Source organism: Halovenus rubra (genome assembly GCF_026586665.1).
Lineage (GTDB): Archaea > Halobacteriota > Halobacteria > Halobacteriales > Haloarculaceae > Halovenus > Halovenus rubra.
The window spans coordinates 12,720-25,640 of the sequence record NZ_JAODIY010000008.1 but is presented as its reverse complement, the minus strand read 5'-3'; the positions used below and the strand labels follow the sequence as shown (position 1 = coordinate 25,640).

13 protein-coding genes are annotated in these 12,921 nt (G+C 56.1%); 5 read left to right on the top strand and 8 right to left on the bottom strand.

Annotated elements, in window-relative coordinates:
• The first annotated feature begins 28 nt into the window (after positions 1–28).
• A complete protein-coding gene (locus N5098_RS06295) occupies positions 29–1,060 on the top strand; it encodes a class I SAM-dependent methyltransferase (protein ID WP_267636875.1) in 1,032 nt (343 codons plus the stop codon).
• A gap of 105 nt (positions 1,061–1,165) precedes the next feature.
• Here N5098_RS06295 and N5098_RS06290 read toward each other — a convergent pair whose 3' ends face one another.
• The gene (locus N5098_RS06290; RefSeq protein WP_267636874.1) at positions 1,166–1,480 is read right to left on the bottom strand and encodes a hypothetical protein; all 315 of its coding nucleotides are present in this window, start codon (positions 1,478–1,480) and stop codon (positions 1,166–1,168) included.
• Between the two features lie 64 nt (positions 1,481–1,544).
• Entirely contained in the window at positions 1,545–1,943 is a 399-nt protein-coding gene (locus tag N5098_RS06285; protein ID WP_267636873.1) for a zinc-ribbon domain-containing protein, read from the bottom strand.
• A 116-nt stretch (positions 1,944–2,059) separates the two neighbouring features.
• Between N5098_RS06285 and N5098_RS06280 the strand changes: the two genes are divergently transcribed.
• Positions 2,060–2,620, top strand: coding sequence for a GNAT family N-acetyltransferase (locus N5098_RS06280; RefSeq protein ID WP_267636872.1), 561 nt, complete (start codon positions 2,060–2,062; stop codon positions 2,618–2,620).
• A 1-nt stretch (position 2,621) separates the two neighbouring features.
• On the opposite strand, the gene phaC is transcribed toward N5098_RS06280, so the two are convergent.
• From phaC to N5098_RS06265, 3 genes are all read right to left on the bottom strand, one after another.
• Complete coding sequence (gene phaC / locus N5098_RS06275) at positions 2,622–3,917, bottom strand: class III poly(R)-hydroxyalkanoic acid synthase subunit PhaC (protein WP_267636871.1); 1,296 nt, start codon at positions 3,915–3,917, stop codon at positions 2,622–2,624.
• A gap of 3 nt (positions 3,918–3,920) precedes the next feature.
• The gene (locus N5098_RS06270) at positions 3,921–4,457 is read right to left on the bottom strand and encodes a poly(R)-hydroxyalkanoic acid synthase subunit PhaE (protein WP_267636870.1); all 537 of its coding nucleotides are present in this window, start codon (positions 4,455–4,457) and stop codon (positions 3,921–3,923) included.
• 219 nt (positions 4,458–4,676) lie between these two features.
• The gene (locus tag N5098_RS06265) at positions 4,677–4,979 is read right to left on the bottom strand and encodes an AbrB/MazE/SpoVT family DNA-binding domain-containing protein (RefSeq protein WP_267636869.1); all 303 of its coding nucleotides are present in this window, start codon (positions 4,977–4,979) and stop codon (positions 4,677–4,679) included.
• Between the two features lie 315 nt (positions 4,980–5,294).
• Between N5098_RS06265 and N5098_RS06260 the strand changes: the two genes are divergently transcribed.
• Positions 5,295–5,849 carry a MaoC family dehydratase gene (locus N5098_RS06260; protein ID WP_267637022.1) on the top strand — a complete coding sequence of 185 codons (555 nt, stop codon included), beginning with the start codon at positions 5,295–5,297 and terminating at the stop codon, positions 5,847–5,849.
• A 91-nt stretch (positions 5,850–5,940) separates the two neighbouring features.
• Here N5098_RS06260 and N5098_RS06255 read toward each other — a convergent pair whose 3' ends face one another.
• From N5098_RS06255 to N5098_RS06245, 3 genes are read right to left on the bottom strand one after another with little or no spacing between them, the layout of a single operon-like run.
• Positions 5,941–7,251, bottom strand: coding sequence for an oxidoreductase (locus N5098_RS06255; RefSeq protein ID WP_267636868.1), 1,311 nt, complete (start codon positions 7,249–7,251; stop codon positions 5,941–5,943).
• Positions 7,252–7,254: 3 nt separating this feature from the next.
• Positions 7,255–7,743 (bottom strand): KEOPS complex subunit Cgi121, encoded by a 489-nt coding sequence (gene cgi121, locus N5098_RS06250; RefSeq protein ID WP_267636867.1) that lies wholly within the window; start codon positions 7,741–7,743, stop codon positions 7,255–7,257.
• Entirely contained in the window at positions 7,743–10,046 is a 2,304-nt protein-coding gene (locus N5098_RS06245; protein WP_267636866.1) for an ATP-dependent DNA helicase, read from the bottom strand. The genes cgi121 and N5098_RS06245 overlap by 1 nt, the downstream gene beginning before the upstream one ends.
• Before the next feature lie 96 nt (positions 10,047–10,142).
• On the opposite strand from N5098_RS06245, the gene N5098_RS06240 reads away from it, so the two are divergent.
• A complete protein-coding gene (locus N5098_RS06240) occupies positions 10,143–10,304 on the top strand; it encodes a preprotein translocase subunit Sec61beta (RefSeq protein ID WP_267636865.1) in 162 nt (53 codons plus the stop codon).
• A 252-nt stretch (positions 10,305–10,556) separates the two neighbouring features.
• The gene (locus N5098_RS06235; protein WP_267636864.1) at positions 10,557–12,917 is read left to right on the top strand and encodes a methyl-accepting chemotaxis protein; all 2,361 of its coding nucleotides are present in this window, start codon (positions 10,557–10,559) and stop codon (positions 12,915–12,917) included.
• Positions 12,918–12,921: the final 4 nt, after the last annotated feature.

The window sequence follows — 12,921 nt, the reverse complement described above, 5'->3', positions numbered from 1 at the left end:
GCCGTTGCACTCCGACACCGCGACGGGAATGAGTGAGCAGTCACTCGCGGCCGTCGTCGAAGAGACCGAGACACAGATAGCACTCGCCTCGCTCAAGTCTGAAGGTGTCTACGACGACAGTCGCCATATCGCAGCATTCGAAGACGGTACCGTTTCGATTCCAATCACTGAACCACCCCAACAGACGGCTGTACTCGAAGTCGTCGAACAACGCGGGGAACAGCGGCTCCAGACACTGGCTGATCACCTGCGCAAGCGGGGCTGGAACGAGAGTGAAATCGATGACGCACCGGGGTCGTGGGCTGTCATCGGCAGTGTCATTTTGGTCGACCTCGCTGACGTACCACGTCCCGGTGAGGTAGGTAAAGCCCTGCTGGCGATGCACGGGCATGCGGATACGGTCCTTGCACGAGAGGGAATTTCTGGGCAACACCGGGAACCGTCTGTCGACGTCGTTGCCGGGGTTGGCGATACCGAAACAGTTCACCGTGAACACGGGACAACCTACGCCCTCGACCTTGCAGAGGTCATGTTCTCGCCGGGAAACAAAGCCGAACGCGCACACATGGGCGAAGTTGTCACTGACGGCGAGCGCGTGCTTGATATGTTCGCTGGCATCGGGTATTTTACCCTCCCGATGGCCCGGGGTGGTGCACAAGTGACTGCCGTTGAGCACAACCCGACCTCGTTTCAGTACCTCGTCGAGAACGTCGTCAATAACGGTGTTCAGGCGGCTGTTGAGACATACCGGGCAGACTGTCGGGATGTCGTCGCTCGTGGGGTCGAAAAAGCCAACAGCCAGTTCGTGTTTGAACGGGTCGTTATGGGGTACTACGACGCCTACGAGTACCTCGATAGTGGGCTGACCGCACTGGAGTCTGGCGGGACAGTTCACATGCACGCGGCCACGCCTGAGGCAGCGATTCCAGACCGCCCCGTCGACCGTCTCCACACGGCCGCCAAGCGAACTGACCGGCAGGTCGAAGATTACGCTCTGCGAGAGATAAAGGGATACAGCGAAGGTGTTTCCCATGTCGTTGTCGACGCCGTGGTCGCCTGACTAAACGGTGGATGACAGCAGATTTAATTTTGGCTCCCAAAACAGCCACTGTGAACGAACGCCGCGCCGTCCGCGACGCGTATGATGAGATGGCCGAAGACTATCTTAATTCAGCGAGAGAATCCCGCCCTGCTCAGTCCTCGGTTCCGACAGACGGTCGGAACACTCGTCTTTCGCCGAAAGGACGGGATTCTCTCGCTGAATTAAGATAGCGGTGACGAATGCAAGCGCCATCACCAACACGTACAGTGGTAGTCGGCTATTAAGCCCAGTTACCTCGCCGGTAAGCAGGCCGACGACGCCAAGAAAACTTGCGGTCAGTGCGATGGTCGAGGCGATGACAAAGAGGACTGCCCGAACGAGCGCGCTCCGACTCCAGTCCCGCCCTGACAGGATGCCTTGTTGCTTGCTTGTTGCCATGCATGACTGCAATCAGTCTATCCTGAAAAACACTCGTCAGACAGTAGTCAACCTGCTGGTACCTCTACGCCAGCACGAACAACCCGACGCCAATCACACTGCTGGTTAGCGAGATGAGCAACATCTGTGACATCCTTGGAGTGTAGCCGAGTTGTCTCCCAAGAAGGCGACGGATTGGTGGCAACGCGACAACGCCGCCAAAGACAAAAAAGCCACTCGCAGGATTGGGAGCCACTGCGAGTCCAGCAACGACGAGTATCCAGCCCAGCGCGTAGCCCAGACGCTCGGACAACTTGCCACTGCTGTTACCCGCAACCTCGTTTGTCTCGATGAGTTCCTGTGCGTGGCGCTCGGTGTACTGGTGGAGCGCTTGTGCGGCGGCCTCGTTTTGCGGTGCTCCACACTGTTGACAGAAGTTCGCACCGTCGGGTATCTGGGCATCACACTCGCGACACGTGTCCATCGTACCCTATTTGTGGGGGGTCACATCCTGAATCTTTTGTTGTTCTGAGATTCCAGTACTGATGTTGGTCATATTCAGCCACAACATGTATTGTCTCTCTTGGGCTTGCTGTATCTATGCCAGGTGCACGTATTCTTGAAGGTGAGCGGCTCACGTTCAGGACAGTCGAGCAAGAGGATACTCCGTTCATTCAGCGCACGTTTACAAACCCTGCTATCCGGTATCCGACGGGCAACCCGGTACGGAGCCAAGAACAGATTGCGGGAGCTGAAGACGACGGTTCGGACCAGTTTTTGGTCTGTCGAGACCGTGCCGATGTCGGGCCGGCAGCCCCGGCGGAAGACGACGTGCGACGTATTGGCTGGGTCGGGGCAAGTGATATGGAGTACAAGCGTCCGGAAATCGGCTACTGGCTTATTCCGGCGGTTCACGGGGAGGGTTACGGGAAAGAGGCGGTTTCACTGCTCGTTGACTATGTCTTTCGGGAGTACAATACGCCCGCAGTGGGGGCTGTCGCCTATGATTTCAACGAGGCGTCACGCGGTCTACTTACGTCGCTTGGCTTCGTTGAAGAAGGGCGGCGACGCAAGTTCATGTTCGTTGACGGCGAACACCGCGACATGATTGAGTACGGACTCCTCCGTGAGGAGTGGGAAACACAAAAACGAGAGACCTGAGTTACAACTGGTCGAGCCATTCCGCCGCTCGGTTCTCGGTGGTTTCCGCGATAGCAGCGAGTTCGCTAGCATCGTGGGTGGCAAGGTCTTCTGCAGTTTCAATATTCGCGTCTTGGAGCCGCTCGGCGTAGGTCGGGCCGATACCATCGACCGATTTAATATTCGTTTCTGTCGAGTCGGTCGTTGCCACATCCTCTGTTGTCTCGTCGGTGTTGGAAACGCGGTGATACCAGTCACAGACCTCTGGCCAGACTTCTTCGTGAGAGGATGACGACACGGAGAGACCAATGTGACCGGTGGGGTATTCGATTGTTTCGATATCATCGCTGCCGACGGCCTCATTGAACGGTTTGGAGGCGCTCGTTGGAATGAGGTGGTCGTATTCGCCGAGAATTTGGAGAATCGGGACGGTGATATCTTCGATATCAACTGTCTCGCCACCGACCTCAAGCTCGTTGCGGTAGAGTTCGTTGTTCTGGTAGATTTTTTCGATGAACTCCACGTAAGCTTTTCCGGCGAGGTCAATTCCTTCGTCGAGCCATTTCTCCATGCGCGAGAAATTACCCACGAAGGCATCACTGTCCATGTTCTCGTAGAGCGTGATGTATTTGCTGACGTAGTTATCGACAGGGTCCATCAGCGCAAATCCAGTGTCAAGGAACTCTGCGGGAACGTTGCCGTAGGTATCGACGACAGACTCTGGGTCATAATACTCCTCACTGCCCCATTCTTCAAGAATACCACCTGTCTTTTCGAAGCACAGCCCTGCAGCCATCAGGCCAAGCGCGTTTATTTTCTCCTCGTTGAGTGCGGTGTACATCGTGGTCATCGTGCCGCCCATGCAGTAGCCAAGGATGTTGATTGCGTCCTGCTCAGAGCGGTCACGGACGACATCAACACAGTTGTCGATGTAGCGGTTGACATAGTCATCAAGCCCGATATGCTGATCGAGCCGGGAGGGCTCGTTCCAGTCAATCATATAGACATCGTGGCCGGCATTGAGCAGTTGGCGGATAACGCTGCGTTCGGGCTGCAAATCAAGAATGTACGGTTTGTTGATGAGCGCGTAGACAACGAGAATCGGAACTTCGTTTTGCTCTTCGGTCTGTGACTCGTAGTGGAGTAGTTCGAGCTTGTTCTCTTCGTAAACAACGTCGCTGGGCGTCTGGCCTACTTCGATTGTCTCCATCTCGACAGCCCGCTCCGGAGCAATCTGCGATTTTGTCGTGGCATCAGCCATCGCTTCGACCGTGGCGGACTGGGCGTCAAGCGCGGCGGTGAATGGGTTGAAAGGCATGTGTTACTCGAGTTCTTCGAGGATGCGGTCGAGCTTTTGTTCGACTGCGTGCTGGCGGCGTTCAAGTTCGACCAGTCGCTCGCCGACTTCGACTACGTCGTCTCGCGTCGCCATCCCAAACTGGGCGAGGTTATCCTGCGTGACTTCGTCCATCTCCTGTTGGGCCTCCATCAGTATCTCGACGAGTTCGCCGTTCGCTGAGGCAAAGGCGCTTGTCGACATAATCTCCTTGAACGATTCGTTTGCTGACTGCAGCCAGAGGTCACGGAACTCCTGTGGCTTGACATCCTCGCCTTCGAAGGCATCTTCGGTTCGTTCAACCATCTCTTCGGCGGTGTCCATCCATACCTGGTAGGCCTGACGATAGCCGTCGATACCGTCGTCCATCTCGTCTTCCGAGAGGCCCGTCTCGTCGAAAGCACCGGTCCACGACTCCATCATGGCCGTCTGAGCCTCGACATTCCGCTCGATGGACTCAGCGATAGCCTCGTTCATCTGTTCCATCATCTGTCCCCAATCCTGGGATTGCTGTTCGCTCATCGTACTCTTCTATACGTGGACATAACACAAGACTCCAGCGATTTTCATTATATACCATTTGTAACCATTTACATCCAACCAGCTCCTCAGATTGTTTTTGTTCGTCAGGAGAAGGCAACACGCGAGGTGCTGTGGCTCAGCAGTTATGACACTCAGGCTGTGGTAGTGTGACACTCTTCTATTACAGTTTGGGCGTAACTGTGGGCAGAACAGCCGTTCTCACTCGTCGCGGTCACGCTTGACCGGGACGACAACTGCCTGAACAATGTCCCCTTCTTCGATATCCAGTGCTTCTCGCTCGGCGTCCGGAATAGAAATACGACCGCCACTCTGGACGCGGGTTTTGAACGTGGCTGTCTGGCTCATCGCACCGAGTTGATTCATGTCCATCCCACCGGACATCCCAGCACCGAGCATCTGTCTGAACAGATCCTGCTGGGTTTCGACAGCCTGCTCGCTTGTCTCGGTGAACATCTTGAAGAAATCCTGTGGACCAGTCGGCACGTCACTGTCGTCTGTCATCGGTCGAAAATTGCCTCGCTCGACGTATAAACATTGGGAGCCGGCGGCTGCGGGTGTCTTGCTGTACAATGGCGAGCCAACAGATTGGGTCTCCTCTGTGTAGCCGGTGACGTGCGTACTGCTTCTTTGGCCCGTTTTAAACGCTATTTGGGGTATATGATACTGTCACAGAATCAGACATTCTCAATAGATAATTATTCTGTTCGATAACTAGCCTCGAAGTTTATAAAGGGATGTCCCCTAGCACGTGGTGTAATGAGTTCAGAATCTCAGCAGAATGCATTTCTCGATACCTGGACAGATACATCCGTACATATGTTCGAGAGCGTCGTCGCGGCTAACCGGGCGGCACTTGCAGCGTTTGGGCTTGAAACGGACGGTACGGAAGCAGTAGAGACGACAGACCGTATCGAACCTGACGAGGATCTTCCGGAGTGGGACGCCGATACGACAGCCTCCTCACCGGAAGATATCGAAGTCGGGGACATGTTTGAGTTCACGAAAACAATCGCCGATGACGACGTACAGGAGTTTGCCGCTGCGAGCGGCGACACGAACCCGCTACATCTCGACGATGAGTACGCCGAGGAGACGCGGTTCCAGGGCCGCATCGCTCATGGCACACTTGTTGGCGGTCTCATCAGTGCTGCACTCGCACGCATTCCGGGGCTTGTTGTTTACCTTTCACAAGATCTCGAATTCCACAACCCTGTCCGCATCGGCTCGACACTGACTGCTTCCTGTAAAATCGTTGAGGAACTCGGCAACAGTCAGTTCCGCCTGACGACACAGGTTCACAACGAGAATAGCGATGTTGTCATTGACGGTGAAGCTGTTATCCTCATCGACGAAGCACCTGATACCGAGTGAATCGCTCGATTACGAACTGCGTTGCCGTGTTGCCCTGTCTTTCGCCTGCTCTCCCCTCTTTTCAGTACGGTCTAGCCATTCTGAGGGCCAGTCACTCGTCTCGGTCGTAAACGCCCTCTTTTTCGAGGCGCGCTCGCTCGCGGACGACTGATGGAGTTCGACACCGACCCGGCTCTCCGGTCGCCTGCGGGATAGCGCAGTTGTTACAGCTCTCACAGAGCGCGCGCTTTTTGCCATCCAGCAAACGTGCTCCCAACCGTGGCTCAGCGTAAAACGGACGGGCCATTCCAACGAGGTCACAGCTGTCGCCGAGCAGTCGGTCACAATGACTCCGTTTGCGTATTCCGCCTTCACAGAGCACCGGAATATCTACCGCCTCGCGGACTGCCCGGCACAAATCGGCGTTCCAGCCGGGATCACGGTCATACCACATGGATTCAAGACGGTTGAGGAAACTCACCGCCCGAGCACGCCAGCGCCCGCCGAAGACAGTCGCGTACTCTGTCTGTAGCTCTGATGCTTTCCATGCGCGCTGTGGATATGCACCCCGGACAACGCTCATATCCCAGTAGACAGACACGTCGACCGGAACGAGGGCATCGTACCCGGCTGTGGCCAGCCGGCGTGCAATACCCAGACTGTCCTCACGGGTCAGATGCCGACGGACAAACGGTGGCGATGCCGTTTCGACTGGGACTTTCGTAACCAGTGGAACGTCGCCGGCGTGTTTTCGTACTGCCTCGCGGACTGCCAGCAGAAACTGAACGCCATCACTGAACTCGTCGTCACGGCCGTTGTAGTATGGGGAGAGGAACTGCTGGATAATTCCCATATTTGCCCCCGAAAGGTGAACTCCGTCGTATCCCGCATCGACAGCGTAGCCCGCTGCCCGGCCGAACGCCTCCGCTAGCTCCCTGACCTCTGGGGTCGACAACACCTCTGTCTGCAGATTAATGATCCCAGCTCGGTCGGCAAGGCGCAACTGCCATGGCGGGCGTGAGACGGCTTTCTGGACTGCCTCCGGGTGACGGTCCCGGTACTCCGCGTGCCACATACTCATGCTCCGGAGGCCGCCTTCTGCGAGTTGAACAAATATCTTTGACCCGTGATCGTGAATCCGCTCGGTCAACCGAGACAGCTTCGTGACAAACTCGGGGTCGTGAAACCGTGTCATATTGGGTGCGGCACAGCCTCCTGACTCCGTCACGATACTTGCGCCCTGAAAAATGAGTCCGACCCCCGACGCCGCTGTCGGTTCAAGTTCGTCGATTAATGTCTTGACAGCATCGGGGCCGTTGCCGGCACACTCTAGCAGTGGTGCACGGTAGAGCCGGTTTGGCAGGTCGACGTTTCCGATACTGACAGCGTCTGTCAACGCTGTCTCTGGTGCTGTCTCTGTCATATCCTATCGGTCAACGACGAGCAGCCCAACACGCTCACGGACGCTAGCTGCGAGAGTCCCGTCTGTCGCGGCTTGCTCTTTTTCACTCACGTCGAAAAACGACTGGACAATCTCGGGGTCGTACGTGCCCAGCGTCTTGGCCGGTTCGACTATCTCTTCAAGAGCTGACACAGCTGCCTGTTCATCTCCGCCAACGACAACGATGACGACTCTGTTTTTGCCTTCTGAGACACCCATCTCCAGTGCATCCTGTATCTGCCGCCGCCCAGCCGCATACAACAGTATCTCGACACCGGGGTCACGAGCAATTTCGTTTCCACGCTCGCGCTCGCGGCGTGCAGTCTCGACGGCACGTTTGAGATGCGTACGGTCGACGACGTAGCGAGCATCGAACGCTTGGACCGTCGAGTCATGGTCGTCTGCCACCTCATCGAGCCGTTCGACAAACTGTTCGACATCACTAAGCTGGACAATCCCTTCGATTACCTGCATCAGAAATCACCCAGATTCGACTGATTCTGTGCTGTCGCCTCAGCTGTTTCCTCGCTGTCGTCATCAGCGTCGACTGTCACATCAGTAGCCGGCTCGATATTCTCCATCGAGGGTTCACGGTGGCCGACGTTTTCGAGGATGTTCTCGGCGGTTTTTTCTCGTCCACGGAGGGCAGCCAGTACCGTTGATTTGTCGGCCTCCCGGAGACTAGCACGCGTCTCGATGCCGGCACCGAACAGCCGACGGGCACGCTTGCGACCGACCCCGCGAACGCCTGCAAGGTCGACCAGCTCTGCCCTGACGCCGTGTTCAACACGAGTCCGTGCCTCACGGATATCCGGCCCCAGACCGAGGTCACGCTCGGTGGCCAGTGACTCGGCGGCCCCGAGTAACCACTGTGCAGTGTCGACTTTTGAGCGGATATCTCCCGGGCCGACACCGTATCGCTCGGTAATTGTTTCTTCCTCTTTTTCGCTCGACCAATCTTCGAGCAAGCGTGCCGTCTTCAGCGACGACAGCCAATCCTCGAACCCTTCCGCGAACTCCGACGGTGCTGTCCCCAGTAACTCATCTTCGCGCTCGTAGGCTTCCATTGTATACTCCTCCTCATCGCCCGAGCGCAGGTATAGCTCGTACATATCGGGCGTTCGGCTTACGAGGTGATATAGCCCGAGTGCGCTCGGCTCTTTTGTTTCTTCGAGCCCGTGTAGAATCTCGGCGGCGCTCATCGGGTCGAGATACAACCGGGAGACCGTATGGCCAAGATTCGTCGCTGTAAGCGTTTCTTCCTCGCCGTCGAGGGTAGAACCCTCGCTGTCGTGGGCAGAGCCCTCACTGTCGAGAAAGTCGTTCACGGTAAGATACTGGATAACGTCGTCAACCACCGTTTCGAGTTGGCCACTGTCAGCAGTCTGTTCGGCATAGAGTGTGCTTTCGAGAAACGTAAGCAGACCGCTCCGAGAGCTAGCGAATCCGGACGCGACGGTAGCGAGAATGTGAGTGCGCAGTGCGGGCTCGGCGGCGAGCTTCGAGCGAACCGGTTCCGGCTCAGCCCAGACGTATCGTTCGAACAACTCGTCAAGCTCGTCGTGACTCTTTGCGACCAGTACCGCCTCGCCGTAGGGGTCCCTGCCGGGACGTCCTGCCCGGCCCATCATCTGATGGACCTCAAGTACTGAAAGGGGTTGCATTCCACCGGCAGTCCCGTCGTACCGCCGCCAGTCCCGGACAACAACCCGCCGAGAGGGGGTGTTGACACCGGCCGCGAGCGTCGGTGTCGCACAGACCACTTTCACGAGTCGGTCACGAAATGCCTCTTCGACGAGGGTACGGTGGTCCCGGGCAAGACCCGCGTGGTGGAAGGCTGCACCCTGTTCGACCGCGTCGGCGAGGTCCGCGCTCGTGTCTGTATCGCTTACCTCTCGTATCTCTGTGGCGATATCGGCGAGCTCAGTCTGCTCTTCGGGCGAGAGAAACGGTTCGGCAGTGTCCGTGAGTCGTCTGGCCGCTGATTCGGCGTTGCGACGGGAGTTAACGAACACGAGCGTTGACCCTTCGTCTTCGAGCGTATCCCGGACGATAGCCGCAGGCTGGTTCTCGTCGGCGCTGACTGCAACGCGAGACTGTGATCCATCTTCAAGATGGAGTGCATCGCCAAAGTGCGCTCCCTTTTTGAGGTCGATTGGCCGCCACGTCGAGTCGACGAGGTCCGCATCGAGCCAGTCGGCGAGTTCGTCGGCGTTCCCGATAGTTGCCGAGAGTGCTACGGTCTGTAGTGTTGGGTTGAGTGACTGGAGCTTGGCAAGTGTCACTTCGAGTGTCGGGCCGCGCTGGTTATCGTCGACAAGGTGAACCTCGTCGGCGACAACACACGAGAGGTCTTCGAGCCATGGCGCATCGTTGCGAACCAGCGAGTCCACCTTCTCGCTGGTTGCGACGATAATATCTTTCCCGGCAAGCCAGCCACCATCTGACTCGTAGTTGCCCGTCGAAACACCGACATCAAGGCCGTGAGTTTCGAACTCGGCGAACTCTTTTTCTTTCTCGCTTGCCAACGCCCGCAACGGTACGATATAGAGGGCTTTCCCCCCGTCTCCGTTGGGGCCAGCAATGCTCGACAGCATCGCTAGCGTGGCGACAAGGGTCTTGCCACTGGCTGTTGGGATTGCGGCGACAAGGTTGTCACCGTTCGTCACGCCGCAGTCGACGGCTGCTGCCTGTGGTGGATACAACGACTCGATACCCTCTGCCCCGAGATGCTCCGGAAGCCAATTCGGAACGTTCGGGATGTCCGCAACGTCCATTGACGATTGTTTGGGTCGTCGTGCTGTTTAAAGGTTCGTTCGGTCACGTCGTTCGCTGTCGAAACGTTTAGGAGGACTGGCAGGAGAATATGAGATATGAGTTCACAAGAAAGTGGCTCTGGCCTCATGTCGAGTGCCGGCCTTGTCCGGTATTTCGACTCCGAGAAAGACCAGGGCCCGGTTTTCGATCCGAAAAGTGTCGTTGCCTTTAGCGCACTGCTCGGGACGTTCGTCCTGATGCTCAACGCGTTCGCATAATGCCTACGTCCGCCTGAATGCGGACACAATATAGCGACTGCTGTCCTGTGGCACTTACTAGTTTGAGTCTAGCGACTGCTGTCCTGTGGCACTTACTAGTTTGAGTCTAACTTTTTGTTGTCCGAATTTCTAATTCATTGACACTGCTGTTTTTCTGAGTGATATCCGGAAGGAACACTTATCAGAGTTATACTTGACCTGTCTGTATGGTACCCCGTTACAAACATAACTGTGTCTTGGAGGCCGTCTCTTATGTCGGATAAGGACATAACTGACATATTACCTAGCCGGAAAATCCTTCGAAACGTTCGGAACGGCATCTCGACTATCACGCCAGCATTTATCAGAAAAAACCTCACTGGCAAACTCCTCACTATCCTGTTGCTTGGCACACTGGTAAGTGGTCTGTCCGTGTTTGTACTCTACGGTCAGATTGACGACGGATTGACCAAACAGGTCGATTCACAGGTAGAGTCAGACACGACCCTGTATGCGGAGCTCTACGATGACTGGCTGCAGGAACATTGGTCGACAATGAGTACGAAAAGCTCCGACGGTGGCCTTCTCACAAGCGACCGACAGGAACTCAACTCGTGGCTCGATGAGTTGACACGCGACCTCAGTGAAGAAGTTGATAGCACGTACGTTGTTGATAAAGAAAGCGGCGAGATAATCGGTAGTTCAGTCAGACGTAACTACGGTATAAACCTCTATGAACACGGTCTCTCAAAGGAGGCTGTTAGATCTGGCATCTTCATCTCTGAACCGATCATGCTCCCTAACAAGGATGAAAAGATAACGTTCCTGGGATACGAAGGACTCCGTAATAAGTTCGTCATTGCCGGTGTCCCGACGAATACGACGCTTGTCCCATCCCAGACGTTCAACGGGAGTACAACGGTGCTTCGAACGGTCGATGGACAGCGAATTCTCGGCCCGAGTTCAGATGGCTCCCAGGAGGCTGTTGCCGACTTCGAGCCTGACACATCCATAACGCAGATGACTCACGGAGGCGGGAAGATACGCGGTACTCGTACCCTCTCTCATTCTGCTACTGGTGGATTCTCTCAACAGGAGTACATTCCCGAACAGACACTTGGAACAGTTGTCGTTCATTCTGTTCCGGAGGACAAGGCCCTCGCGCTTGGCGAGGATATTTCGAATGACATCCTGCTCGCCTTTGGTCTCACCTTCGTGTTGCTTATTGGGACCGCACTTGTCTCAATGCGGTCTGTTACGACCGCTATCGACGACCTTTCTGGACGCACACAGCAGATTAGTGAGGGAGACTTCGATGTCGATGTCTCCTCGGGCCGGGACGACGAGATTGGTGTCCTCTATCGCTCTGTTGGAGCGATGCGAGATGCATTGAGCGAGCGTATCGAGGAGGCACAGGCCGCGATCGAAGAGACCGAAACTGCGCGGGAAGACGCCGAACAGGCACAAAATGAGGCCGAACAAGCACGGCGCGAGGCCGAAGCCGTCAGTAAGCAGCTTGAAAAACAGGCCGAGGAGTACTCCGACGTACTTGCAGAGTTCGCTGATGGCAACCTAACTGTCAGAATGGATACCGAGACGGACAACGCGGCGTTGGCTCGCATTGCAACCTCGTTCAACGAGATGGCGGGCGACCTCGAAGAGACGATTGTCCATATTCGGGAGTTTGCCGCTGATGTCAGCGAGTCAAGCGACCAGATATCGGCAAGCGCCGGAGAAATCAAACAGACCAGCGACGACGTGAGTCGGTCGATGCAGGAGACCGCCGAGGACGCTGACCGACAAGACGAAGATATCCAGCGCGCATCCCAGCGAGTTATCGACCAATCTGCGTCTATTGAGGAGGTCGCGGCCTCGACAGACGAAGCGACAACACAGTCACAACGCGCAGCCAAACTCAGTGCCGATGGACAGGAGTACGCTGATAACACAACCAGTGAGATGGCGACAATCGAGCAACGCACAGAAGAAATGGTTCGGGAAGTCGAGAACCTCGACGACGAAGTCGGTGCAATCGGCGACATCGTGGAACTCATCGAGGAGATTGCCGAGCAGACGAACATGCTTGCGTTGAACGCGTCTATCGAGGCAGCCCGTGCTGGCGAAGCCGGCGAAGGATTCGCCGTTGTAGCCAACGAAATCAAGAGTCTCTCCGAAGAAACTCAGGCCGCGACCGATGAGATAGAGCAACTCGTCACCCATGCACAGGACTCGACCGAAGACGTCGTGACGGATATCCAGGGGATGCGCGAAAGTGTTGAAACTGGGACCGAGACTGTCGAGCAAACTGTCGACGTATTTGAAGAGATTGCAACAGCTGTTGAGGAGGTTGACCGGACAATCCAGTCAATAAGCGGTGCCGTCGACAACCAAGCCGATGCAGCTGAAGAAATCGAGGCACTCGTACAAGATATCGGCGATGTCAGCGAGGCAACGACCGCAAATGCAACCGACGTTGCTGCGGCGGTTGAGGAACAGACAAGTGCCGTTTCCGAGGTTAACAGTCAGATACAAGGCCTCTCCGACCGGGCAGCGACACTCCAGGAGATAACTGACGAGTTTGTCGTCGAATCCGAAGACAGACAAGCAGACGACCTCTCGCCAACTGAGAGGTAACGCG

Coding starts and splice junctions, on each gene's coding strand:
- N5098_RS06295 (WP_267636875.1), top strand. CDS start 29: ATGAGTGAGCAGTCACTCGCGGCCGTCGTCGAAGAGACCGAGACACAG.
- N5098_RS06290 (WP_267636874.1), bottom strand. CDS start 1,480: ATGGCAACAAGCAAGCAACAAGGCATCCTGTCAGGGCGGGACTGGAGT.
- N5098_RS06285 (WP_267636873.1), bottom strand. CDS start 1,943: ATGGACACGTGTCGCGAGTGTGATGCCCAGATACCCGACGGTGCGAAC.
- N5098_RS06280 (WP_267636872.1), top strand. CDS start 2,060: ATGCCAGGTGCACGTATTCTTGAAGGTGAGCGGCTCACGTTCAGGACA.
- phaC (WP_267636871.1), bottom strand. CDS start 3,917: ATGCCTTTCAACCCATTCACCGCCGCGCTTGACGCCCAGTCCGCCACG.
- N5098_RS06270 (WP_267636870.1), bottom strand. CDS start 4,457: ATGAGCGAACAGCAATCCCAGGATTGGGGACAGATGATGGAACAGATG.
- N5098_RS06265 (WP_267636869.1), bottom strand. CDS start 4,979: ATGACAGACGACAGTGACGTGCCGACTGGTCCACAGGATTTCTTCAAG.
- N5098_RS06260 (WP_267637022.1), top strand. CDS start 5,295: ATGTTCGAGAGCGTCGTCGCGGCTAACCGGGCGGCACTTGCAGCGTTT.
- N5098_RS06255 (WP_267636868.1), bottom strand. CDS start 7,251: ATGACAGAGACAGCACCAGAGACAGCGTTGACAGACGCTGTCAGTATC.
- cgi121 (WP_267636867.1), bottom strand. CDS start 7,743: ATGCAGGTAATCGAAGGGATTGTCCAGCTTAGTGATGTCGAACAGTTT.
- N5098_RS06245 (WP_267636866.1), bottom strand. CDS start 10,046: ATGGACGTTGCGGACATCCCGAACGTTCCGAATTGGCTTCCGGAGCAT.
- N5098_RS06240 (WP_267636865.1), top strand. CDS start 10,143: ATGAGTTCACAAGAAAGTGGCTCTGGCCTCATGTCGAGTGCCGGCCTT.
- N5098_RS06235 (WP_267636864.1), top strand. CDS start 10,557: ATGTCGGATAAGGACATAACTGACATATTACCTAGCCGGAAAATCCTT.